Annotated in this window: 16 protein-coding genes, 2 pseudogenes and 1 riboswitch; of the genes and pseudogenes, 6 read left to right on the top strand and 12 right to left on the bottom strand. The window is 70.1% G+C overall.

The window, feature by feature from the left end:
- The first annotated feature begins 69 nt into the window (after positions 1 to 69).
- On the top strand, positions 70 to 633 hold the full coding sequence (locus ACHBTE_RS15770) for an isochorismatase family protein (RefSeq protein ID WP_394724443.1): 564 nt from the start codon (positions 70 to 72) through the stop codon (positions 631 to 633).
- A 125-nt stretch (positions 634 to 758) separates the two neighbouring features.
- On the opposite strand, the gene ACHBTE_RS15765 is transcribed toward ACHBTE_RS15770, so the two are convergent.
- The 7 genes from ACHBTE_RS15765 to aceA all read right to left on the bottom strand — a co-directional run bounded on the left by ACHBTE_RS15765 (position 759) and on the right by aceA (position 10,907).
- Positions 759 to 1,391 carry an isochorismatase family protein gene (locus ACHBTE_RS15765; RefSeq protein ID WP_394724442.1) on the bottom strand — a complete coding sequence of 211 codons (633 nt, stop codon included), beginning with the start codon at positions 1,389 to 1,391 and terminating at the stop codon, positions 759 to 761.
- A gap of 15 nt (positions 1,392 to 1,406) precedes the next feature.
- A complete protein-coding gene (locus tag ACHBTE_RS15760; RefSeq protein WP_394724556.1) occupies positions 1,407 to 3,053 on the bottom strand; it encodes a (2,3-dihydroxybenzoyl)adenylate synthase in 1,647 nt (548 codons plus the stop codon).
- A gap of 128 nt (positions 3,054 to 3,181) precedes the next feature.
- The gene (locus ACHBTE_RS15755) at positions 3,182 to 3,976 is read right to left on the bottom strand and encodes a 2,3-dihydro-2,3-dihydroxybenzoate dehydrogenase (RefSeq protein ID WP_394724440.1); all 795 of its coding nucleotides are present in this window, start codon (positions 3,974 to 3,976) and stop codon (positions 3,182 to 3,184) included.
- Positions 3,977 to 4,143: 167 nt separating this feature from the next.
- Positions 4,144 to 6,462 (bottom strand): 5-methyltetrahydropteroyltriglutamate--homocysteine S-methyltransferase, encoded by a 2,319-nt coding sequence (gene metE / locus ACHBTE_RS15750; protein WP_394724439.1) that lies wholly within the window; start codon positions 6,460 to 6,462, stop codon positions 4,144 to 4,146.
- 168 nt (positions 6,463 to 6,630) lie between these two features.
- A riboswitch (cobalamin riboswitch) is annotated at positions 6,631 to 6,855 on the bottom strand.
- A 189-nt stretch (positions 6,856 to 7,044) separates the two neighbouring features.
- Positions 7,045 to 7,914: a 3-hydroxybutyryl-CoA dehydrogenase gene (locus ACHBTE_RS15745; RefSeq protein WP_394724437.1), complete on the bottom strand. Its 870-nt coding sequence runs from the start codon at positions 7,912 to 7,914 to the stop codon at positions 7,045 to 7,047.
- Complete coding sequence (gene aceB, locus ACHBTE_RS15740) at positions 7,911 to 9,509, bottom strand: malate synthase A (RefSeq protein WP_394724435.1); 1,599 nt, start codon at positions 9,507 to 9,509, stop codon at positions 7,911 to 7,913. The genes ACHBTE_RS15745 and aceB overlap by 4 nt, the downstream gene beginning before the upstream one ends.
- A gap of 114 nt (positions 9,510 to 9,623) precedes the next feature.
- The gene (aceA, locus tag ACHBTE_RS15735) at positions 9,624 to 10,907 is read right to left on the bottom strand and encodes an isocitrate lyase (protein ID WP_394724433.1); all 1,284 of its coding nucleotides are present in this window, start codon (positions 10,905 to 10,907) and stop codon (positions 9,624 to 9,626) included.
- 394 nt (positions 10,908 to 11,301) lie between these two features.
- Here aceA and ACHBTE_RS15730 point away from each other — a divergent pair.
- A pseudogene (locus tag ACHBTE_RS15730) lies at positions 11,302 to 12,698 on the top strand (short-chain fatty acyl-CoA regulator family protein); the annotation flags it as partial.
- A gap of 131 nt (positions 12,699 to 12,829) precedes the next feature.
- Here the strand turns inward: ACHBTE_RS15730 and ACHBTE_RS15725 are convergent.
- Positions 12,830 to 13,639 (bottom strand): TetR/AcrR family transcriptional regulator, encoded by an 810-nt coding sequence (locus ACHBTE_RS15725; protein ID WP_394724431.1) that lies wholly within the window; start codon positions 13,637 to 13,639, stop codon positions 12,830 to 12,832.
- Between the two features lie 773 nt (positions 13,640 to 14,412).
- On the opposite strand from ACHBTE_RS15725, the gene ACHBTE_RS15720 reads away from it, so the two are divergent.
- The 3 genes from ACHBTE_RS15720 (at position 14,413) to ACHBTE_RS15710 (ending at position 18,104) form a co-directional block, all read left to right on the top strand.
- Positions 14,413 to 15,798, top strand: a complete 1,386-nt coding sequence (locus ACHBTE_RS15720; RefSeq protein WP_394724555.1) for an FAD-dependent oxidoreductase — start codon at positions 14,413 to 14,415, stop codon at positions 15,796 to 15,798.
- Between the two features lie 201 nt (positions 15,799 to 15,999).
- The gene (locus ACHBTE_RS15715) at positions 16,000 to 16,986 is read left to right on the top strand and encodes a hypothetical protein (protein WP_394724430.1); all 987 of its coding nucleotides are present in this window, start codon (positions 16,000 to 16,002) and stop codon (positions 16,984 to 16,986) included.
- 299 nt (positions 16,987 to 17,285) lie between these two features.
- Entirely contained in the window at positions 17,286 to 18,104 is an 819-nt protein-coding gene (locus tag ACHBTE_RS15710) for a hypothetical protein (RefSeq protein WP_394724429.1), read from the top strand.
- Positions 18,105 to 18,239: 135 nt separating this feature from the next.
- Here the strand turns inward: ACHBTE_RS15710 and ACHBTE_RS15705 are convergent, their stop codons facing one another.
- Both ACHBTE_RS15705 and ACHBTE_RS15700 read right to left on the bottom strand, forming a co-directional pair.
- Positions 18,240 to 20,399, bottom strand: coding sequence for a PQQ-binding-like beta-propeller repeat protein (locus ACHBTE_RS15705; protein WP_394724427.1), 2,160 nt, complete (start codon positions 20,397 to 20,399; stop codon positions 18,240 to 18,242).
- 379 nt (positions 20,400 to 20,778) lie between these two features.
- On the bottom strand, positions 20,779 to 21,036 hold the full coding sequence (locus ACHBTE_RS15700) for a hypothetical protein (RefSeq protein ID WP_394724426.1): 258 nt from the start codon (positions 21,034 to 21,036) through the stop codon (positions 20,779 to 20,781).
- 889 nt (positions 21,037 to 21,925) lie between these two features.
- On the opposite strand from ACHBTE_RS15700, the gene ACHBTE_RS15695 reads away from it, so the two are divergent.
- Positions 21,926 to 22,111 (top strand): hypothetical protein, encoded by a 186-nt coding sequence (locus tag ACHBTE_RS15695; protein WP_394724424.1) that lies wholly within the window; start codon positions 21,926 to 21,928, stop codon positions 22,109 to 22,111.
- A 234-nt stretch (positions 22,112 to 22,345) separates the two neighbouring features.
- Here the strand turns inward: ACHBTE_RS15695 and ACHBTE_RS15690 are convergent.
- Both ACHBTE_RS15690 and ACHBTE_RS15685 read right to left on the bottom strand, forming a co-directional pair.
- A pseudogene (locus ACHBTE_RS15690) lies at positions 22,346 to 23,005 on the bottom strand (transposase); the annotation flags it as partial.
- 211 nt (positions 23,006 to 23,216) lie between these two features.
- The gene (locus ACHBTE_RS15685; RefSeq protein ID WP_394724423.1) at positions 23,217 to 23,975 is read right to left on the bottom strand and encodes a S1 family peptidase; all 759 of its coding nucleotides are present in this window, start codon (positions 23,973 to 23,975) and stop codon (positions 23,217 to 23,219) included.
- Positions 23,976 to 24,156 lie beyond the last annotated feature (181 nt).

Genomic DNA, 24,156 nt, shown 5'->3' with positions numbered 1-24,156 from the left:
ACCTCGCTGCCCGCCGAGGGGGCGCCGTGGAGCATCGACCCGCGCAGGTCGGCACTCCTGGTGTAGCATGTGCAGCACTACCTCCTGCGCACCCTCCAGGACCGCGCGCCCGTCGGCGAACTCCTCGCCAATATCGGCCGGTTGACGCGCTCCGCCCGGTCGGCCGGGGTGCCGGTCGTGTACGTGGTGCGGGTGCCCGGCGGGCAGGTGCGGCCCGTGCCGGGGCGCGACACGGCGGGCCGGGGCGCGTGGCGGCCGACCCGCCCGCCCTCCGAGGCGGCGGCCCGCGCGGTCGCGGACATCGTCCAACCGCAGCCCGGGGACACCGTGTTCACCGCGAAACAGCCCAGCTCGTTCGCCGGCACCCGGCTGCGGGCGCGTCTGAGGGAGCTGGCGCGCGACCAGTTGATCGTCGTCGGCGCCCCGGCGCGGACGGACGTCCTGCTCACCGCCACGGACGCCGGGACCCAGGAACTGCGGCCCTTCGTGGTCGCCGACGCCGTGGTCGACGAGACGGCCGGCGACCACGCCACGGCCGTACGCCGGCTGGCCGCCATCTGCGCGGCGGTCACGCTCACCGACCGCGTGGTTGGGGCGTTCGGCGCGGGCCGCGAGGACGCGGCGGCCGGGTGAGCGGGGACGGTGAGCGGGGGCCTTGGGGCCGTGTCCGTTAAGTCCCGTCTGCCCTGCGACACCTGGCACGCGCCAGGGGGAGCGCCGGCCCGCCGGTTTCGCGCCGCGGCGGCGCTCCCCGTGGGTCAGGCCCCCTGGAACACGGCGTCCGTCGTGGTCACCACCGCGCAGCGTCCCGCGGACCAGCGCAGGGCCATCTCGTGCTCCTCGCGGGAGAAGTCGGCTACGGCGTCGGCGACGACGAACGCCTCAAGGTCACGGCTCCACGCGTCCGCGGCCGTCATCATCACGCCGATGTGCGCGTACACCCCGACGATCACGAGCTGGTCGCGGCCCCAGCCGCGCAGCCGTTCCTCCAGGTCCGTACGCACGAAGGCGCTGTACTTCCACTTGGTCAGCACCGTGTCGTCCGGCTCGGGCGCCACGGCCTCCGGGACGGCCAGAGCCGCCGGATCGTCGGCCACTCCCGGGCCCCAGAAGTCCAGTTGAAGTCCCCGCTCCTCGGGCGTCTGACCGCCGCGCTGCGCCGAGTACACCACCGGCACCCCGGCCCGGCGGGACTCCTTCAGCAGCCGGGCGGTGTTCGCGAGCATGCCGGCCAGCGGCTGCTCACCGGCCGGGAACGCCGACAGGAAGTGCTGCTGGAGATCGTGCACGAGCAGCACGGCGCGGGCCGGATCCACCGTCCAGGACACCCGGTTGGCGGGCAACCGGTCCGGCTCCGGGAGCGGGTAGGCGGTGATGGGCGGGATCGCCATGCGGGGGCCGGCCTTTCAGTGCTTCTCGGGGGCCGCGGCAGCCGACCGCAGGCCCTTCTTGCTGACCTTGCCGACGCCGGTCTGCGGGAACGCGTCGACGATCTGGACGAGATCGGGGACCTTGTAGGCGGCGATTCCGCGCTCGCGCACGAAGGCCCTGATGTGCGACGCTTTCAACGGTTCGGCGCCCTCGCGCTGGATCACGTAGGCGAGGGTGCGCTCACCGAGGAACTCGTCGGGTACGGCGACCAGGGAGACGTCGTGCACGGCCGGGTGGGCGAGGATGACGTTCTCGACCTCTTCCGGGGCGATCTTCTCGCCACCCCGGTTGATCTGGTCCTTCGCCCGCCCCTCGACCACCAGATGACCGGTGGCGGTGCGCCGCACGATGTCGCCGGTGCGGTAGAACCCGTCCTCGGTGAACGCGGTCCGGTTGTGCTCGTCGGCCCGCCAGTAGCCACGGATCGTGTACGGGCCGCGGGTGAGTAGATGCCCGAACTCGCCCTCGGGCACCTCCCGGTCGGCGTCGTCGACGATCCTGACCTCATCGTCGGGGGAGATGGGCCGGCCCTGGGTGGTGACCACGGTCTCCTCGTCGTCGTCCAGCCGCGTGTAGTTGACCAGGCCCTCCGCCATGCCGAACACCTGCATCAGCCGGCAGCCGAGCGTGGGCTCCAGACGGCGGGCCGCCTGCTCGCTGAACTTGGCGCCGCCGACCAGGACCAGCTCCAGGCTGGAGAGGTCCGCCCCGGACCGCGTGGTCCCGGACTGCGCGGCCGCGGTCGTCCACACCAGGGCGAGCGGCGGCACCAGCCCGGTCATCGTGATCCGTTCCCGTTCGATCAGCGCGAACGTGGTCGCCGGATCGGGCTTCGGACACAGGACGGCGGTGCCGCCGGCGTAGAGCGCGCCGAGCCAGCCGGGCGAGCTCATCGGGAAGTTGTGCGCGGCGGGGAGCACGACGAGGAACCGGGTGTCCGCGTCGACCCCGCAGATCTCGTTGGAGCCGCGCAGCGAGTAGATGTAGTCGTCGTGGGTGCGCGGGATCAGCTTGGACACCCCGGTCGTACCGCCGGAGAGCTGGAGGAAGGCCAGCTCGTGCGGCTCCGGCCCGGCGAACGGCTCCGACGGATCGCACGGCACCTCGGCCAGCGCCGTGTGCTCGCCCGGCTCACCGACGACGAACACGTGCTTCAGGCCCGGAGTGCGCCGCCGTACCACGGAGGCCAGCTCGCGGTGGTCGAACCCGTCCAGCACGTCGGGGACGACGTAGGCGACGGCCTCCGAGAAGGAGCAGAAGTGCGCGATCTCGGTCTCCCGGTGGGCGGGCAGCGCGTACACGGGCAGGGTGCCGATGCGCAACAGGGCGAAGACCACCTCGATGAACTCGCCCACGTTCGGCAGCTGGACGACCACCCGGTCACCGCGGCCGATCCCGCGTGCCGCGAAGCCGGCGGCCAGCCGGTCCGCCGCCGCGTCCAGTTGCGCGTACGTCCATGTGCGGCGCTCCGGCGCCGGGTCGACCAGCGCGACGCGGTCGGGGTGGGCGGCTGCCCGCTCGCGCAGCATGCCGCCGAACGTCTCACCGCGCCAGTGGCCGGCCGCGCGGTAGCGCTCGGCGAACTCGGCCGGCCAGGTGGGCGCGTCGACGCCCGGGGTCAGCGCGTCGCCGGGCGCGGGGCCGGGGGTGGCGGGGGGGCCAAGGCGGGCGGATGTCGGGTCGACGGTCACGGAGAGACTCCCACAGGGTCCAGGACGAAACGAGGCACGGCGGCTCACGGCTACGGCGATCAGGCGCGCAGGGTGGCTCCGCCGTCGACGTACAGGTCGTGCAGGGTGATGTGCCGGGCACGGTCGGAGACGAGGAACGCCACGGCGTCGGCGACGTCGGACGGCTCGGCGATCCGGCCCAGCGGAATGCCGGTGCGGTACGACGCCGGGTCGCCGTCGATGACGGCCCGTCGGCCCGCCTTCTCACCGCCGGGGGACCTCACCCACATCGCCCGCTGCATGTCGGTCAGGGTCGAGCCCGGCGAGACGGTGTTGCAGCGCACCCCGTACCGCGCCACCTCCAGCCCCAGGCACTTGGTGAACATCACGGCGGCGGCCTTGGAGGCGGCGTAGGCGGCCATGCCGCTGCGCGGGATGCCGGCGGCGTTGGAGGCGACGGTGACGATGCTGCCCCGGCCCCGCGGCGTCATCCGGCGGGCGGCGGCGCGGGAGACGTGGAAGACGCCGTCGGTGTTGACGGCGAAGACGGCGGCCCAGTCGGCGTCGTCCAGGTCGACCACGGCCGCTCCCCGCAGGATGCCGGCCACGTTTACCGCGATGTCCAGCGGGCCGAGGCTGCGTTCGGCCTCGGCGACGACGTGCTCCACAGCGCCGGCATCGGTGACGTCGAGGGCCCTGGCGATCACCCGATCCCCGCAGCGCGCCGCCAGGGCCTCGACGCCGGGTTCGTCGGTGTCGGTGGCGATCACGTGCGCACCTTGCTCGGTCAGCACCTCCACGACGGCGGCGCCGATACCCCGGGCAGCCCCGGTCACCAGGGCGAGCCGCCCGGTCAGTTCGTGTTCGGCGCTCACTGGGCCACGGCCTTCCTGGCGGTCGGTAAGTTAGGTGAGGCTAACTATACCTTGCCGGGCGCATTGCCGTGAGGATCGTTGTGCCTTGGCCATGGCGGTGCCGCTCGTCGGGGCCCGGGTGGGGGCCGGGACACTCGTCGCATCCCGGCCCCTTCCTCGACCTACGGTCAGGAGGCGGGCAGCTCACCTCGGATCGTGCGGGCGGCGGCGACCAGGTTCTCCAGAGAGGCACGGGTTTCGGGCCAGCCACGGGTCTTCAGACCGCAGTCGGGATTGACCCACAGCCGCTCGGCCGGGATGGCCTTCAGGCCGGTGCGCAGCAGGTCGGCCACCTCCGTGGCGCTCGGGACGCGCGGGGAGTGGATGTCGTACACGCCGGGTCCGGCCTCGCGCGGGTAGCCGTGGGCGGCGAGTTCGCGGGCGACCTGCATGTGGGAGCGGGCGGCCTCCAGGCTGATGACGTCGGCGTCGAGGTCGTCGATGGCCTGGACGATGTCGCCGAACTCGGCATAGCACATGTGGGTGTGGATCTGGGTGGCGGGCCGCACCCCGGCGGTGGTGAGCCGGAACGCCTCCGTGGCCCAGGAGAGATACGCGGCGTGGTCGGCGGTGCGCAGCGGCAGGGTCTCCCGCAGGGCGGGCTCGTCGACCTGGATGACCGAAGTCCCCGCCTCCTCCAGGTCGCCCACCTCGTCGCGCAGGGCGAGGGCGACCTGGCGGGCGGTGTCGGCGAGGGGCTGGTCGTCGCGGACGAAGGACCAGGCGAGCATGGTGACCGGTCCGGTGAGCATGCCCTTGACCGGGCGGGAGGTGAGGGACTGGGCGTACGTCGTCCAGCGCACCGTCATCGGTTCGGGGCGGGAGATGTCGCCGGCCAGGATCGGCGGACGGACGTAGCGGGTGCCGTAGGACTGGACCCAGCCGTGCTGCGTGGCGAGGTAGCCGGTGAGCTGCTCGGCGAAGTACTGGACCATGTCGTTGCGTTCGGCCTCGCCGTGCACCAGGACGTCGATCCCGGTCTTCTCCTGGAAGGAGATGACCTCCTGGATCTCGGCCTTGATGCGCTCCTCGTAGCCCGCGGTGTCGGTCCGGCCGGCGCGCAGGTCCGCGCGAGCGGCGCGCAGCTCGCCGGTCTGCGGGAAGGACCCGATGGTCGTGGTGGGCAGCAGCGGCAGGCCGAGATGGGCGCGCTGGGCGGCCGACCGCTCGGCGTACGGCTGGGAGCGGCGGGCGTCGGCCTCGGTGACCGCCTCCGCGCGGGCGCGCACGATCGGGTCGCGGGTGATCGGGGAGCCGGCGCGGGAGGCCAGGTCGGCCCGGTTGGCGGCGAGTTCGGCGGTGATCGCGCCCGTGCCCTGGGCGAGGCCCTTGGCGAGCGTGACGATCTCGGCGGTCTTCTGCTTGGCGAAGGCCAGCCAGCGCAGGATCTGCGGCTCGATGTCCCGTTCCACCGCCGCGTTCAGCGGTACGTGCAGCAGTGAGCAGGAGGCCGACACGTCCACCCGGTCGGCGAGACCCAGCAGGGTGCCGAGGGTGCTGAGGGACTTCGACAGGTCGTTGATCCAGATGTTGCGGCCGTCGACGACACCGGCCACCAGCCGCTTGCCCGGCAGACCGCCGACGGCGGCGAGCGCCTCCAGATTGGCGGCGGCGCCCTCGGTGAAGTCCAGCGCCAGCCCTTCGACGGGCGCCTTGGCCAGTACGGGCAGGGCCTCGCCGAGCCGGTCGAAGTACGAGGCGACCAGCAGCTTCGGACGGTCCGTGAGGGCGCCCAAGTCACGGTAGGCGCGTGCGACGGCGTTCAGCTCCGCCGGGGTACGGTCCTGCACGAAGGCGGGCTCGTCCAGCTGGACCCACTCGGCTCCGGCCGCGCGCAGGTCGGCGAGGACCTCGGCGTACACGGGCAGCAGGCGGTCGAGCAGGGTGAGCGGCTCGAAGTCGGCCGGGACGCTCGGGGCGGGCTTGGCCAGCAGGAGGTAGGTGACGGGGCCGACCAGGACGGGCCGGGCGGTCAGACCGAGCGCCAGGGCCTCCTTGAGTTCCGCGACCTGCTTGGCGGAGTTCGCGGTGAAGTCGGTGTCGGGGCCCAACTCGGGCACCAGATAGTGGTAGTTGGTGTCGAACCACTTGGTCATTTCCAGAGGTGCGACGTCCTGTGTGCCACGGGCCATGGCGAAGTAGCCGGCCAGTGCGTCGGCCTCGACGGCGGCGCGGTGCCGCTCGGGGATCGCGCCGACCATGACGGTGGTGTCCAGGACGTGGTCGTAGTACGAGAAGTCGCCGGTCGGCACTTCGTGGATGCCGGCGTCGGCGAGCTGTCGCCAGTTGGCGGCGCGCAGGTCGGTGGCGGTGGAGCGGAGGGCCTCGGCGTCGACACGGCCCTTCCAGTAGCCCTCGATCGCCTTCTTCAGCTCCCGGTTCGGGCCCTGTCGGGGGTAGCCGTACACGGTGGCCCGTGCTGCCGCGGCTGCGGGCTTGCTGGTCACGGAGATCTCCTTCGCGAGATGAATCCCTGAGATCCCGGCGACGGGACGAGAGCGCGAAGGGGTGACGAAACCGGACGGACCGGAGCGTGCGCGGCAAAGGCACGGTTCGTCCGTCTGGTATGTACGCCGACCCGCCCTCGAGGTCACCGGGATGCCGCGCACGGAATGGTCCGCGCACGGGCAGTTGGCAGGTCTTCGGACTCGCGGGCACGCCCTCCGTGACGGAGGACATCTACTGGCCGTCGCTTCCCAGGCCCGGTACGTCGGACCCAGTGCGTATGACGGCGGTCGTTCCCGCTCACCGCTGCGGGGCAGTCCCGGATTCCCACCGGGTTCCCTCTTACGACGCCTCCCGCCTGGCGGACGGGGCGAACCAGCTGCGCATGCCAGCCTACGGGGTGTCGCCGCGCGGGCAAGAGAGCCGTCCAGGATGTGGCAGGTGACGCGGAACACTACGCCGGCCGAACGCGAAGGGACGGGAAGCGCCGCACACGCGCTTCCCGCCCCTTTTCCCAGTCGCGCCGCGCGGGACCCTCACCCCCGCGGCGGTGCGGGCCCCTCAGCCCGCGTCGTACCAGGGCCTCAGCCCTGGTCGTAGGTGTGGAACCCCCGGCCGGCCTTACGGCCCAGCAGCCCCGCCTCCACCATCCGCTGGAGCAGCGGGGGAGGGGCGTAGAGGGGTTCCTTGAACTCGTCGTAGAGGGACTCGGCGATCGACGCGACGGTGTCCAGGCCGATCAGGTCCGCGAGTTTCAGCGGGCCCATGGGGTGGGCGCAGCCCAGTTCCATGCCGGTGTCGATGTCGGCGGCGGTGGCGAAGCCGGACTCGGCCATGCGGATCGCGGACAGCAGGTAGGGGACGAGCAGGGCGTTGACGACGAAGCCGGCCCGGTCCTGGGACTGGATCACCGTCTTGCCGAGTACCTGGGTGGCGAAGTCCCGCACCGCGGCGACCGTCTGCGGTGCCGTGTGCAGCGAGGTCACCAGCTCGACCAGCGGCAGGACGGGGACGGGGTTGAAGAAGTGCAGGCCGATGACCCGGTCGGCCCGGCTGGTGGCCATGCCGAGCCGCATGACCGGGAGGGAGGAGGTGTTCGTGGCGAGCACGGCCGCCGGGTCTTCGACGATCTTGTCGAGCGCGGTAAAGATCTCTGTCTTGGCGTCGGCGTTCTCGATGACGGCCTCGACGACGAGCTGCCGGTCGGCGAGGTCCTCCAGGCTGCTGCTGAACACGAGCCGGACGAGAGCGTCGTCCGCGGCCTGCGACGTCAGCTTGCCCCGTCGCACGGCACGGGCGAGCGAGCCGGCGACGCGGTCCCGTGCGGCGCGAGCGGCGACCGCGTCCACTTCGCACAGCACGGTGTCGAGCCCGGCCCGTGCGCACACCTCGGCGATGCCGGCGCCCATCTGGCCGCCGCCGACCACGCCGACGCGTCCGATGACCGCGCTCATCCCTGAGCCTCCGTCCGCCGCACCAGATGGCGACTGTAGGCGTCCGGGGTGAAGAACAGCGGAAGTTCACCCACCAGGGCCGTCCGTTCGAAGAGAGCGCGGATCTCGTCGACGGGCGCCCACGGGTACTCGGCGCCGAGCGCCACGAGCTCGTCGTCCAGCACCCGCTCCACCGTCTCCCGGTCGATCACCTGGTGCCGTAGCCACTGCCAGATCTGCACGCGGGCGATCTCGGCGGTGGCCGCGTCCTCCATCAGCCCGTTGATGGCGACCGCGCCCTGGCCGCGCAGCCAGGCGGCGAAGTACCGCAACGCCACCGACACGTTGGTGCGCACCCCCTCCGCCGTGGGAGGGCCGCTGATCCGGCGCACCGACAACAAGTCGGCCGGTGCCACTTCCACGTCGTCCCGGGTGCGGTCGAGCTGGTGCGGCCGTGCGCCGAGGACGTTGTCGAAGACCTCGCGGCACACGGGGACGAGCGCGGGATGAGCCACCCACGACCCGTCGAAGCCGTCCTCCGCCTCCCGCTCCTTGTCGAGGCGCACCTTGGCGAGCGCGGCCTCGTTCGCGGCGGGGTCCTTGCCGGGCACCTGGGCGGCCATGCCGCCGATGGCGTGCGCGCCGCGCTTGTGGCAGGTACGGACGAGGAGTTCGGTGTAGGCGCGCATGAACGGCGCGGTCATGGTGACCTGCGCCCGGTCGGGCAGGAGGAAGTCGGTGCGGTGGCCGAACGTCTTGATGAGACTGAACAGGTAGTCCCAGCGGCCGGCGTTGAGTCCAGCGCTGTGCTCGCGCAGTTCGTGGAGGATCTCCTCCATCTCGAAGGCGGCGGTGATCGTCTCGATGAGAACGGTGGCGCGGATGGTGCCGCGCGGGATGCCGAGGAGTTCCTGCGCGGCGACGAAGATGTCGTTCCACAGGCGGGCCTCGTAGCGGTTCTCCAGCTTGGGCAGGTAGAAGTACGGGCCGTGCCCGGCGTCGATCTGCCGCTGGGCACAGTGGAAGAAGTACAGCCCGAAGTCGACCAGGGCCGCGGGCACCGGCCGGCCGTCGAACTCCAGGTGCTCCTCGTCGAGGTGCCAGCCACGAGGTCGCACCACGATAGTGGCGAGCCGGTCGCGGTCCCTCAGCCGGTACTCCTTGCCCTCCGTCGAGGTGAAGTCGATGCGACGCTCGATGGCATCGAGCAGGTTGAGCTGACCGGAGACGATGTTGTCCCAGCTGGGCGCGGTGGCATCCTCGAAGTCCGCCAGCCAGACCGGGGCGCCGGAGTTGAGGGCGTTGACGGTCATACGACGCTCGGGCGGGCCGGTGATCTCGACCCGGCGGTCGGTCAGACCGGGCGCGGGCGGCGCCACCCGCCAGCTCGGGTCGGCGCGCACGGCGGAGGTGACCATGGGGAAGTCGAGCGGCGAGCCACTGGCCAGCCGCAGGGCCTGCCGGCGACGCTCCTTCAGAAGTTCCCGACGGCGCTCCGCGAAGGCGCCGGTCAGCCTGCCGACGAAGTCGAGAGCGGCGGGCGTGAGGATCTCGTCGTGCCGGTGACCGGCGGCGGCGAGGACGCGGACGTGGTGGGTGAGTGTGGTGGTGGACATCGGGCTCTCCTGAGGGATGAGAGCGGAGGGGGGACGGAGACGGTTTCGTCCCCCCTCCGGCTTGGCCGAGGGCCGTCCGGAGGGCGGCATGTCCGGACGGCGGGGCCTGGTGGCCTAGTGGAACTGCTCTTCCTCCGTGGACCCGGCGAGCGCCGTGGTGGAGGAGGCGGGGTTGACGGCGGTGGAGACCAGGTCGAAGTAGCCGGTGCCGACCTCACGCTGGTGCTTGACGGCGGTGAAGCCGTGCTGCTGCGCGGCGAACTCCCGCTCCTGGAGGTCGACGTACGCGGTCATGCCGTGCTCGGCGTAGCCGCGGGCGAGGTCGAACATGCCGTGGTTGAGGGAGTGGAACCCGGCCAGGGTGATGAACTGGAACCGGTACCCCATGGCCCCCAGCTCCCGCTGGAACTTGGCGATCTGGTCGTCGTCCAGCGCCGCCTTCCAGTTGAAGGACGGCGAGCAGTTGTAGGCCAGCATCTGGTCCGGGTACTGGGCGTGGATGGCCTCCGCGAACTCCCGGGCCTGGGCGAGATCCGGCGTACCGGTCTCGACCCAGATGAGGTCGGCGTACGGGGCGTACGCGAGCCCTCGTGCGATGACCGGGGCCATGCCGTTGCGGACCCGGTAGAAGCCTTCGGCCGTGCGCTCGCCGGTGGTGAACTCGGCGTCGCGCTCGTCGACGTCGGTGGTGAGCAGGTTCGCGGCGAGGGCGTCCGTGCGGGCGATGATGACGGTCGGCACGTCGGCGATGTCGGCGGCGAGACGGGCCGCGTTGAGGGTCCGGATGTGCTGCGAGGTCGGGACGAGGACCTTGCCGCCGAGGTGGCCGCACTTCTTCTCGGAGGCGAGCTGGTCCTCGTAGTGGATGCCGGCCGCGCCGGCCGCGATCATGCCCTTGGTCAGCTCGAAGGCGTTGAGCGGGCCGCCGAAACCGGCCTCGGCGTCCGCGACGATCGGCGCCAGCCAGTCGGTGGTGTCGCCCGCGTTCTCGGCGGTGGCGATCTGGTCGGCGCGCAGCAGCGCGTTGTTGATCCGGCGCACCACCTGCGGCACCGAGTTGGCCGGGTACAGGCTCTGGTCGGGGTAGGTGTGCCCGGCCTGGTTGGCGTCGGCGGCGACCTGCCAGCCGGACAGGTAGATGGCCTGGAGCCCCGCCTTCACCTGCTGGACGGCCTGACCGCCGGTGAGTGCGCCCAGCGCGTGGATGTAGTCCTGCTCGTGCAGCTGACGCCACAGCCGCTCGGCGCCGCGCCGGGCCAGGGTGTGCTCCTCACGGACGCTGCCGGACAGTCGTACGACGTCCTCGGCGCTGTAGGTGCGCTCGATGCCCCGCCAGCGCGGGTCGTCGGCCCAGCGCTGGGCCAGTTCCTCGGCCGCCTGCGTCCTCGCTTCTGCCATGACTGTCACCGTTTCCTCGGTTTGCACTGGCTGCCAATCCCGCAGTCGGAAAGAAACAGGGGTGGCACTGCGTGTCTCAATCCTGGAGTGCGGCCCGCCGTCGCCCTGGTGGGCGAAGCTGAGCAATGCTGCCGACGTTGGCTGCCCAGATGCCGGGATCTCCGACGTCAGGGCATGAATCGCGCCCCGGTTCCGGGCGGTGCCTGCCGGGTCCGGCGGGCCGCACGGCAACTCTGGCACTGGCACTGAGTGCCATCAACTGTGGATCAATGCCAACTTCTGTGAATCTTCTCGTCGCGTTCTGCCAACTTTGCGAATGTTGAATCGATGAACTCATCCCGTACGCCGACCGGGCCGGGGGACGCCTGGGGAGTGCGGGTGCGAAGGAGTGCGGGTGAGCAGGACGTACGCGGGTGCGCGGCTACGGCGGCTGCGCGAGGAGCGCCGGATGAGCCAGGCGGAACTGGCCCGCACCCTCGGCATCTCCCCGAGCAATCTGAACCAGATGGAGCACGACTCCCGCCCGCTCACCGTGCCCGTCCTGCTCCGGCTGACGGAGACCTTCGGCGTCGATGCCGCCTTCTTCTCCGAGCGGGACACCGCCCGACTGTGGCCGACCTGCGCGAGGCGCTGACGGGGTGAGATCGCCGCCGCCCGGGTCTCCCCGTCCGACCTCGCCGAACTCGCCGCCCGGATGCCCGCGATCGCGCAGGCGCTGCTCGACCTGGGCCGCCGCAACCAACTGCGGTCCGAGCGGCTCGCGGGCGCGGCCGACGGCCGTGAGGCGGGCGTCGAACTGCCCCGCTCGCCCCATGAGGACATCCGGGACTTCTTCTACCGTCGCCAGAACTACCTGCACGACACCGACCTCGCCGCCGAACGCCTGGCGGCGGAGATCGGCATCCGGCCCGGTGAGGTGATCGGGGCCCTCACCGCGCGCCTCGCCGGAACCCACGGCATCCATCTCGACACCGAGACCGGCGAACGACTGCATCGCTACGACAGCAGAAGCCGTACCCTCCACCTGTCGCCCCGTCTGCGCCCCGGCCAGCGTGCCTTCCGCATGGCGACCCAGCTGGCCCTGCTGGAACATGGCGAGGAGCTGGACAGCCTGGCCGCCGAGGACTTCCCGCCCGGCTCACCCAGCCACGCCCTGGCCCGCATCGGCATCGCCAACTACTTCGCCGCCGCGCTGATCCTGCCGTACACCGCCTTCCACACGGCGGCCGAGGAGTTCCGCTACGACATCGAGCGCCTCACCGACCGCTACGGCCTCGGCTACGAGACCGTCTGCCACCGCCTCAGCACCCTCCAACGCCCCCGCCTGCGAGGCGTCCCCTTCTCCTTCGTCCGCGTCGACCGCGCCGGGAACATGTCCAAACGGCAGTCCGCGACCGGCTTCCACTTCTCCCGGGCGGGCGGCACCTGCCCCCTGTGGAACGTCTACGAGGCGTTCGCCGCGCCCGGCCGCATCCATGTCCAGATCGCCGAATGCCGGACGGACAGCGGTACTTGTGGAGCGCCCGCGCGCTCACCCGGCATCGCGGCGGCTGGGGCGAGCCCGGCAAGACCTTCGCCATCGGCCTCGGCTGCGAGACCCGCCACGCCCACCGCCTCGTCTACTCCGACGGCCTCGACCTCACCAGCCCCTCCGCCGCCAACCCCATCGGCATGGGCTGCCGCGTCTGCGAACGCCTCGGCTGCTCCCAACGCGCCGCTCCACCACTGGGCCGCCCGCTGCTCATCGACCAGAACAGCAGCACGTTCGTGCCCTATCCGGTCGAGGACGACGGGGCTGTGCGACCGTCCCTGTCCGTCGACTGTTCCAGGGGCCGGCAATCAAGGTCGAGGCGCCCGGCGCGGTATGCCCGGGTGCAACGAGCGGATCCGGTCCGGCCGCCAGGTCGGATCGCCGCGTCGCTTCAGCTACGGACGCAGCTTCCCAGGCCTTCCGGGGGTCGGTAGTCCGCCCCCAGTCCCATACGGGTCACCGATTCGAGCATCAGTAGCTCGAACACCAGCTCCTGGTCGTCGATCACCGGGGTCAGGTGTTCGAACACCTCCATTGCCACCTGCCCGTACAGGGAGCGCCAGCACGACAACATCACGACCAGGGCGCCGAGCGGCAGGTCGACGCCCGTGGCGGCGCGGTAGTCGGCGACCTGCCGGCGCAGCCGTGGGTCGAGGTCCCCGTCGCCCAGGATCCGATAAGGGCGCGCCGCCCACAGGCGCATGTGCTCGGCGCCCCAGATGGCGGCGAGTTCGCGGACCCACCCGGCCGTCACATCGGTGTGGGCCACCCCGGCGGCCACGGTGGACGTGCCGAAGAGCAGTCGAAACTGTTGCCGATGCGTCAGGGCCCAGCGCCGGAACACCCGCGCCGGCGCGATCAAGCGGGCCGCGAAGTCCGTTTCGGTCTCCCCGTCGATCGCGTCCCGCAACTCGTCGGTGAGCTCGATGACGATGTCCCGGGCCGTCTGCCGCACGATGTCCCCGAGATCGTCGAAGTGCCGGTAGAGAGCCGCCGGCGTCACCCCGACCCGCCGGGCGATCTCGGCGAGCGTCAACGCCTCCACCCCCTGCCGGGTGATGACCTCGCGCGCCGCGGCGCGGACGTCCCTGGACATCTGTCGGCGCAGCCGTTCGCGGCGCGTCGGAGCAGACATGGGGCTGTGGTCCTCCTCCTCCTTCGAACGCTCACTCAGCACGACGAACAAGTTGACGGTCGTCATGTCGCCACCACCGGTGATGTACTGGGTGCCACCCTGATGCGCCGTATTGCTCTGCCCGGCCACCGAGGCTCCCGTTCCTGCGCGGTCGGGCCCTGCCTCGCCGCTCACCGTGGTTCCCAACCTCGTCGGCCGACATTGACGTCACCGCTCAGGGTGATGTGCTGCGTCCCGCCGTTCCCGGCGATGTTGTGCTGTACGCAGGCAGGCCGGGCCCGGGGCCGGTTCTGGGACCGGGGCCCGGGCCGGTGCTCGTCTTGGGCGTCCCGCTCAGCCGTGCCGGTTTCCGGCGTGTGCGCAGCCCTGTCCGCGGCGGGCTCACCTCGGCCGAACAACCCCGCGAACCGCAGTCGCGCAGACTGCCAGACGTCTGCCGCCATGGCCCCCGCCAACGCCGTACCGACGACGGCCCCCAGCCCCCACAAAGCTTCCGACAGCACGCTTCCTCCTCGCCCTCGCCGGCACCGCCTGTGCCGGCATCCGGGCAACGTTCTGCTGCCTCACTGAGTAACGGGTCATTACTTAGCTTGTGGCCGTTGCTCGGTGCGTGAGGAGCACGCCACCCGAGTGTGCGTACGCGTCGCAGGTGGAGGCGCACGGCTCGGGTGCATACGGAAGGGCGCAAAAGGTCTGGAACGCGGTCAACCCGCCCTGTCCAGTGGGATGCTGGTGCCGTCTGTCGACGTTGCGAGCAGGGGAGTGATTCGGTGAACTCAGCCGGAGAAGCGGGCCGTCGGGGCGTGGGCGCTCGCCGGGGCGGGCGGCACGCGGTCGTGGTGGGTGGGAGCCTCGCGGGGTTGCTCGCGGCGCACGTTCTCGCCGGACATGCCGACCGGGTGACGGTTGTGGAGCGGGACCGGCTGCCGGACGGGGCGAGGCCGCGGTCCGGCGTACCGCAGGGTCGGCATCCTCATGTGCTTCTGGAGGGTGGGCAGACGGCCCTGGAGTCGCTGCTGCCGGGCTTCCTGGCGGAACTGCGGGCGCTGGGAGCCCCGCTGGTGGGTATGCCGTCCGATCTGGTGCTGTGGCAAAGTGGCCGCTGGTTCCGCCGGGTGCCCGCGACGACGCACATCTACACCGGGTCCCGCGCGCAGCTCGAGCACCTGGTGCGGCAGCGCGTTCTGGCCAACCCGGTGATCAGCATGGTGGAGGGGGCCGACGTCGTGGGTCTGCTCGGTGATCCCTCGCGCGTGCGGGGCGTAGCGCTGCGGGAGCGCTCCGCCGAGGCCGCCCGCGCGGAGAACCGGGCTATCGAGAGCGACCTGGTCGTCGACGCTTCCGGCAGCGGCACGAAGGCCCGGCAGTGGCTCATGGCCATCGGTGCCCACGCCCCGCACGAGGAGATCATCGACACGGGGCTCGCGTACGCCTCACGCGTCTACCGCGGCAGGAGCGACGGCCTCGGCGGTGATACCGCCGGCTACTACGTCTACCCGAGCCCCGACCAGGTCCACGCCGGCGGTGCTCTGCCGCTGGAGGACGGCAGCCACCTGGTCATCGTCTCGGGGCTGCGGGGCGACGAACCGCCAACGGGTGACGACGAGTTCGTGGCCTACACCAAGAGGCTGCCGCATGCGCTCCTGCACCGGTGGCTGGAAGAGGCCGAACCCCTGTCGCCGGCGTTCGGCTATCGGCGGACCGCCAATGTCCGTCGCCGCTACGACCGGCCCGGCCGCAGACCGGCCGGATTCCTCGCTACCGGCGACGCCCTGTGCACCTTCAACCCGATCTACGGCCAGGGTATGGCCGTCGCCGCGATGGGCGCGGTCGCCCTGCGCGATGCGTTGGCCGATCCGCGCCGGACGCCCACGACGCGGCGCGTGCAGCGAGCACTCCTCGAGGCGTCCCAGCAGGCGTGGGACATCTCCGCCGGTGCGGACCGCAAGATGCCGGGCGCCACCGGCAATGCGGTCGGCGGCGGATCCGTGGACCGCATGGCCGACTGGTACCTGCGGCGCGTGCAGGAGTGTTACCCCGGGGACCCTGTCGTGGGGCGGGCCTTCCGCTCCGTACTGACCCTCTCCGCGCCCGTCACCACGCTGTTCGCCCCGCCCGTGGCCCGAGCCGTACTGTTCCGCCCACCCGCGCCGACACCCGCCGAGCCGCCTGTGTCCCCGGAGCAGCCCGATGAGCCGAAGGAGCCGAAGGAGCCGAAGGCCTGAGTGAGTGGCCGGCCATCGGACTCCGAGGGGAGTTACTCGTCGGCAGGCTCTGGGGCCGAAGGCAGCCGAGCCTCGTGTGTGCAAAGCCCGGCGCCCGGCGGAGTCCTGCCTCTACCCTTGAATTGCCTTGTATGAGCGTAAAGTTCGACGATGTCTGCTGGGGGGCGGGACATGGGGGGCCGGGGGAGAAGGATCGCAGTCGTGCTCGCGACGGCGCTGACGTTGGCGCTCGCCGGGTGCGGGTCCGGGCGGGAAGAAGCGGATGGGGAAACGAAAACCGACGGTCCGGCTGTCTCGTTACCGTCGGCGCCGTCGACTTCAGCGACGCCGCGTTCCCCCGGCGGTCCGGGCCCGACCGACGCACCAGGTGGCTCCACCTGGTCCAGCGGAACGAGCGGACCGCCGGGCAGTTCGGGTGGCCACGGGGGAACGTGGACGCCCGAGGGGCGACGGACCCACACCCACTGGACACCGCCGTCAGGTGGTGGAGACACCGCGGGGCAATCGAGGCCGAGCAAGGACCTGGCCTGGACGCCGTTCGGCCCGACGTCACCGTCCAACGACTATGCCAACTTCGACCATGTTTACGACCTGGTGCAGCGCAGGGACTGTCAGCTGGCGCAGACCCGCTACCAGGACGCCGGACGTCAGGGCAAGTGGGAGAGCGACCCATACCCCTGGAAGGTGCTCAAGGGGCTCGTCGCCGCCTGTCACATCGCGCAGGGACACAGCGATCAGTGGCAGACGGTCACCAGCGCGTACTCCGAGGTGAAGGGCCACTCGTCGGGCAGTTGCAAGTACGACGCGGGCTTCCGAGTACTCGAGGAACTCGCTGTTTTCCGGATGCAGCACCCGGACGGCAAGGTCGTGTTCGGGCCGCCCCGATCAGGGCGTGCCGCGTGTCCGAACGAAATCACGGAGTTCAGCTCATCGACCGTGCGTCAGGGCGGCTACTTCGGGATCAACGGCACCTGGCCGGTGCCGGTCTCCGTGTACTTCGACGAGGTGAAGGCCTCGTTCCAGCCAGGCGATCCGAAGGACCGCTGCTGCCACAGGGCAGGGTTGTCCGTCGAGGTACCGGACGGCCTGCCACTCGGCGAGGCCCACGTCACGCTACGGGGCGAGGGCAACTCGTTCTACCTGGCCGGGCCCACTGTCACCGTCCTTCCCTCGGTTGAGCAACCATGACTCGGCCCGCGTCGCTCGCGGCCCGAGTCCGCCGACGCATCAGAGGTAACCGCAACGGCCCGGAGCCGGGAACTGGTCCGATCCCTGATCCGTCCCCGGCCCCCGTGCCTAACGCCACATCGACGCCTCCGACAACCCCGCCCGCCCAGGGCCCCCGACCCCCCTCTCCTGCGCCGGCGGACCCCGAGCCCGGGTCCACGGCTGCCCCCACACCCTCGCCCACCACGTCCCCGGCGCCCGGACCCGGCACCACAGTCATTCCCGGCTGGCTGGAGCTGGTCGGCGCGGTCGGCTCGTCGGTGACCTTGCTGACCGCGGTCCTCTTCTACTTCGGCTGGGCAAGCAGTGACGCGGAGAGCCGGGCTCTTGGACTCCAGGACTCGCTCTTCCATCTCTCGACCAGCGACTACCTATTGCGGAGCGTGCAGGCACTGTTTCTGCCGGCGTGGCTGATCGCGGGGGCGGCGCTCGCCGCGGTGGGCCTTCATCACTGGACCGCCGCGGAGCCCCGCAGGACCGCATGGGCCGCCCGCCGCCTGCGGTTCGCCTGGCTTCCGCCACTGGCACTGCTTCTGCCCTATCGGCTCCACCCCAGCCTGTTCGACCTGCTCATCCCGCTGACCGCCATCGTCGGTTTCATACTCACCGCGTACGCCCGCACGCGCTCCTCGGTGACAGAGCCCGAGGCCCCTGGCGCCCCCCGACCCGCCGAGGCGCAAAGACGTCACCATCAGCGCCTATGGGCATTGACCGTACTGGTCGGCGTGCTCCTGATGTTCTGGGCTGTGTATGCCTACGCAGCCATCGTCGGCAGGGGCCGGGCCGCCGATACTGCTCGGACCATGGACACCAGGGACCCTGCTGTGGTCGTCTTCAGCGAGCATGACCTCATGATCCGAGGCGGCGGCAGCTGCTACTTCCACGTTCGGGAGAAGGACAGCGCCTACGGCTTCCGGTACTCGGGACTGCGTCTGTTCCATATCGCCGGGGATCGCGTCTACGTCGTACCGGTCCGCTGGAGCCCGCGCGAAGGGACGGTCTGGGTGCTGGAGAAGAGTGACAGCGTACGTGTGGAGTACGTCAGCGGCCCGGCGGGCCGGGCCGAGACCTGCGAATGAGGCACTGGCCTGCCACGTCCCAGCCAGGGCTTGAGTAGTGGAGCGCTCGACCTCGTCCTCCTTGAGCCCCCTGGGCCCGGACCGGTGCAATCGTCGATCCGAGGCCAGGGGCCGGTGCGGGTAGGGCGGCGTTTCTCAGGTTGCCAACGGGTCGTTGACATCGAGAGCGGAAACCGTCAGCCCGTAGCTCGTCACGATGAGGATGTCCTTGAGCAGTACCGGTGGTGCCGGTGGGTCCGGAGGGCCCCATGTCGTGGCCGAATCGGTCTGGGGGGCTGTGGCCCACAGTTCCTCGCCGCTGAGGCGATCCAGTGCGACTACCCGGCCGCTGTCGGTAGCGAGATAGAGGACTTCTCCTGAAACGGCCGGTACCGAGAGCCCGTCGGTACTGGCGTCCACAGTCCATCGCGTACGGCCCGTCGCCACGTCGATGGCGTGCACCTCGCTGAGTTCCACCGCGTACAGCGTTCCACCGTGCAGCCGTGTGTTGTCCGTGCGCAGAGGCCGTTGCAGCGGGCGGCGGCTGAACTTGCGTGTGAGCTCGTCGAGGATGAGCAGCGTATCGAGGTTGTTCTGGTCCTCGGCCCATGGGTCCTTGGCGAAGTACAAATTGCCTTGCTGGTAGTCGACGAAGCCGTAGATGTCGTTGTGCTCGGCAGTCCAAAGAGTGCGACCGTCGTTGGGCGACATCGCAGTGACCCGAGTGTACGGGTGACCTTTTTCCTGGCCGCCCATACACAGTGCATAGACAAGAGTGCGCGATCCGGTGAACCGGCAAGAGTGTTCTTCGAGTTCGCGCTTCCACAGGGTGCGGCCGGTGTCGACGGCAAGGGCACGTACTTCGCGTCCTTCGTTCACATCGAGCACGTACGGGCCACCGAAGAAGTATCCCTCCTTCTCGTATGCGACGTCGGTGGCCCACCGGACGTTGCCTGTTTCCTGATCGAGTGCTTCGATTCGGGCCCCTTTGGGAACACCGTGGTCAAAACTGGGAGGTGGGTTCGGCGCCTCCTCGTACCGCACGGTCAGAAGCAGCCCTGAGGCAGACCCGCCCAGTACCGTGGAGGGGCTCCCACCAGAGGACACGGCCGGCCTGGTCCACTTGACGGTTCCGTCGGTAATGGCTAGCCGGGTGGCTTGGATTTCGTCGCCGGAGCAGTACACGTCCTGTTCGACAAACTCGCAGGTGGGTGAGCCGGCGCCCCTTGGTCCTTTCAAGGCGTTCCGCCAAGGCTCCCAGCCCGGGAGGAGCCGGGAGACGCTGGCCTGAGCACCGTCCCGTTCCCCTGACGTGGTGATGCTCATTGCTGTTCCTACGACCGTGGTGACAACGACAGCAGCCACGCAGGCCCGAACGGCGCGCCGGAGCCGAGAAACCGACGGCTGCTTCGGGGAAGGGCTGCTCAGGTTTGGCGTCCTGGCTCGCGGGGTGGGCACGTAGTCCAGTACTGAGCTCTGGCTTGAGGCCACTTCCAGTACCGAGCTCTGGCTTGAAGCCACGGATCGCAGCCAAGCCAGCAGCCTGGTAGCGGTAGGCCGGCGTTCGGGGCGCTTGTCCAAACAAGAGCCGACGATTTCCCGTAGCCCAGCCGGCAACGCCTTCAGGTCCGGTTCTTCGTGTACGACCTTGTGGCCCACCATGTAGGGACTGTCCGCATCGAACGGGCCCCGGCCCGTCGCGGCAAAGTGCAGAACCGAGCCGAGAGAGAACATGTCCGCGGCCGGCTCCACCGCACGCGGGGCGACAAACTGCTCCGGAGCCATGAAAGGCGGCGTACCGACGGTTCGACCCGTCTGAGTGAGCAGCTCAGCGCCATCCATCGGCCGCGCGATGCCGAAGTCGATGACCAGCGGCCCATCTCTGCCCATCAGCACGTTTGCCGGTTTGAGGTCTCGGTGCACGACGCCCGCACGGTGGATGTCGCGCACCGCCTCGGCCAGTCCGACCGCCAGCGACAACAGCTCGGGCCCGTGCAACGGCCCCCGTCCCTTCACGTGCTGGGCGAGCGTCTCTGCATCGACGTACTGAGTCGCCATCCATGGCGGCACGGCATCCGGATCGGCGTCGATCACCGGAGCGGTGTAGGCCCCGCTGACCAGCCGGGCGGCTGCGACCTCCTGACGGAAACGGGCCACGAACGCGGAGTCGCCGCTGAACTGCTGGTGGATGACCTTGACCGCAACTTGTCGGCCGGAAGGGGACCGTCCCAGGTACACCGTGCCCATCCCGCCCATGCCGAGGCGCCTTTCGATCACATAGTCGCCGACGGCGCCCAAGTGATTCTGCATCGACATCTGGCCCGCTCTCTGTCGTGTGGCTGCCGACTGAATGTCCTGAACCCCGTGTCTCTCGGATGAACCAGGCACTCCCGTAGAGCAGCGCCGGCACACTGCATCCCGCGGCTTTGCGGATCCTTTACCGCGCTGGGGATGTGAGGGCACAGCCGTCACGCGTGTGACTCGGTGCGGTTAGTGGGAGCGGGGCTCCCAACGCGTCTTCATGCAGTGATCGGCCCAGGGCCGGCTGGTAGGCAGGCTCGGGCTGTGACGCCGTCACCCCGCGCCCTCTTCGCCCGCCCCACCGGCCACCGGCCGAGTGCCCACCGGGCCGCCTCCCGCCGCGCGGCCCGGGGCTGCGCTGGCACTGTACGCAGCCATTCGTGACCAGGCTCCATCACCGCCGCAGGAAGCGCGCAATGCCACCGCAAACGGGGGCGAGCGTGCTCGCGACGGCGGCTCCCACACCCAGGGGTTGCGCGAGCGCCGGATGCACCCAGGCGAGGTAGACGGCTGCACAGGTGGTCAGCATCCCCAGCGCGAGGGCGAGGAGCACCACCAGCAGGCGCAACTCGCGGTTGTCATCCATTGACTGCCGGGGTACTTCCGTCTCCGTGGTCACAAGCGGTGCCTCCTCTTCACGTACATCGCGCATCTGCGGTCCTCCGTCCACAGGTGTGCGCCAGGATGCAGCGCGCGGTCGGCGTCCAGGCTGGGCGCTGCTCGACGGCACCAACACCGCTGACAGGCTCCGTGTGCGCCCGTCCTCGAACGAACGTCGACATGATCGGAACGAACGTCGACATGACCGGGAAGGTGGGGAGTCGTGAGCACCGCCACTGCCTGCCCCATTCCGGCACGCTTACGGCGCTCGGCCTGCCCACGGACGTGGCCTCGGCGAACTCCCCGTGGAATCACGGACAACGTCCTAGCCGATAACGTAACCGCGGACAGCGGCTCCCAGAATCTTCATCCTGATCAGCGCTTGAGAGCGAATGTGATGCTGGGTGGTACGAACAAGGTTGCTGCCGTAGTCAGTTCGTGACCTGACCCTGACCGAGGTCTCGGGTGACCTTCGCTCAGAAGCCCATTCGTATGCCGAGGTTGTCCTGGTGATGGTCAGTGCCATTGGACATTGACGACCCCCACGTTCAGTGGCCGTTGAGAGTCCGCGCCCCGATGCACCTCAAACTGCTCGAGAATCGGGGTGCGTCGCCATGTAGGTCTAGTCACCTGCCTCCACGATAACTGCCGACCCAGCAGATTCCTTGTATGACGCATCGGGGAATTTGGTTTGCCGGTGCGGGACTTCAAGACCCCCTCGAACGGCATGGTTCGCGCTGGTTGAGCAGGGAGTGCAGAGCATGTCGATTTCTCCCGGTGGCGAGCCCTCGCAAGGCCGTGCTCGCCACGTCCCAGTGGCTATGCCCTGTGCGTATACGTCGAGTGAATAGTTCTGGATGTGAGTACTGTCGCCGCGCCTCGTCGCACCACCCTCGTCCGCGTCCTCGCCCCGACCGTCGCGTTCGGGCTGCTGCTCGGCGGTGTTCACCTGGATCATCTGGACTGCCGTGGCCGGGGCGCTGATCCATGTCCGGCAGCTGGCCATCTGGGGCGGCGCGTTGATGAGGCTCGCCGCCTTGGGCGGCTACTACGCGGCGTCCGCAGCTGGGGGCACATTCGGGGCCGAAGGGCTCAGAACCGCCGCCGTGTGGGCCTCGCAGGGCTGACCGGTGGGCCGCTGTCGGATTGGCAGGATGGACGGTACGACGCGGGCGGGGCCCCGTCCGAGCGGTGGCCGGGGCGGTTATCGCGATGGTGCCGCTGGGGGAGCGCTCTGGCTCGGGTAGGCGCTTCACTCCTGGGGAGAGGCCGTCATCTTCCTTGCGTCGGCGCGCTCGTGCCTTCTTTCCTCACCCTGGAGAGGCAACGCTGAAGAAGCTCACTGAACAAGCTCAACGTCGGGGCACCGCCGGGTCCTCAGTCTCGGCAGGCCGCTGACTGATCTTGGCCTCCTCGGTGACGAACTTCTTGCCACGGCCGCGGGTGCGGGGCCCGGGGAACGCGTAGGGCCCGGCCGGTGCGCAGACAGGCCACCAACTCGCGTCGCAGACCAACACGTCCCTGTTTGTGGAGGGCACGGTAGATGGCCTCGTGTGAGATGCGCATCGACTCATCATGCGGAAGTCGAACGGTAGCCTGCGGGCGATCTGCTCCGGGCTCCAGGAGGTCGCCCAGCGCCGGTCCTGCCGACGGCCGTGCCGGCGCCCGATCCAGCGCGTCTGCGGACCCAGGATCTCGCTGCCGTCTGCCGCGCTGATCGCACCGCCGAGCCGGTCCTGTACATACTGCTGGAGCCGCCCGTTGTCGGCGAGCTTGGACGTCTTGGACCGGCGGGCCTGCCGGTCGGCATGCCACTGCGCGACCGAGGCCCGGTAGTCCAGACGACCGCCGCGCGTCGCCGCATTGAGCCGTAGCTCCCGCGAGATCGTCGACGGCGAACGGCCGGTCCGGCGAGCGATCTCCCTGACCCCGCACTTCGTCGCCCGTAGCAGTCCGATCTCCTCCCGCTCGGCGAACGACAGGTAACGTCCCGACGGTGGATCGAGGCTGATCGGCGGCATGCCGCCAACCTCAGGCAACCACCGCGGCCCCAACGGCTGCGACACGCCACACGCGGCTGCCGCGCACTCACTCTTCAGCGCCTCAGCTGACTTCCGCCAAACCGCTGCTTCTCCGCACGCCGGTTGACCGGGGACGTCCCGGCCGACCGCAGCGGCGGACGACCGGCCCGAATCGCCGCACGCGCTCTTCCGTGCGCCTCAACACGTTCCTTCACCATGCAGGTGCTGCGACTGCGTTGGCGACTCGACCGTCGTTGTTCAAGTCCAGTCTCGTGGTCTGCTCCATCCACGGCAGACTGTGAGCCACGCTGGCGAACGCGGTGTAGTCCCCTACCTCGCCGGTGGACACCACGCCGACCTGCCTGCCGTCGATGAGCAGCGGGCCACCCGAGTCCCCTCCTATGGCTTGGCCGGTGACCTGTCCAGCGCACACGCCCAGCCCGCCTGCGTAGTCCGTGCACTCACCGCCCACCTTGGATGTCTCCATCTCCGCCGTCTTCAACTTCTTCGCGCGCTTGTCGGTTTCGGTCTTGCCCCAGCCGAACACGTCACCGATGGAGCCGACCTCCGGGTCGGTGTCGGCGAGGGGCATCGTGGCGGCCGAGCCGACACTCTTGCGCAGCTCGAGCAGCGCGAGGTCGGACCCTGCCGGATAGTGCACGGCCTTTACCTTCACGGCGATGCCCTTGCCGTCTTGCAGGCTGCCGGTTCGAACCCTGATGGACTTCAACCCCGCTCCGCCCTGTGGGCAGTGTGCGGCGGTGAGTACCCACTTGGCGTGGATGAGCGACCCCCCGCACCATGAAACGCGGTTCTCCGCGGGCTTGGGCGTCATGACCTGGACCATGCCAGGGGGTGCGCTCGCGGCCTCCTTGCCGCCGGTGATCGCATGCCCCGAACCGGTAACAATGGTGGACGCCGTGACACCAGTGAGAAGGCCAGCGGCGATGAATACATGACGGCGGCGCAAGATGATGTCTCCCCTTGTGTGACGGTGAACCGCGAAGGGCATCGAGGACAACCGGAAAACATCCTTGCTGATCAGGAGTCAGCCGGCTCCGCCGGTTCGTTCGGCGGTCGTGATCAATCGCGGTCACCAGTGGCGATTGGTGCTCGATAAGACGCAACCTCCGTGCCGAAGTTCCGCTCGC

The sequence above is a fragment of the Streptomyces sp. M41 genome, assembly GCF_043673425.1.
Classification (GTDB): Bacteria; Actinomycetota; Actinomycetes; order Streptomycetales; family Streptomycetaceae; genus Streptomyces.
This window is presented reverse-complemented; position numbering and strand designations above follow the sequence as displayed.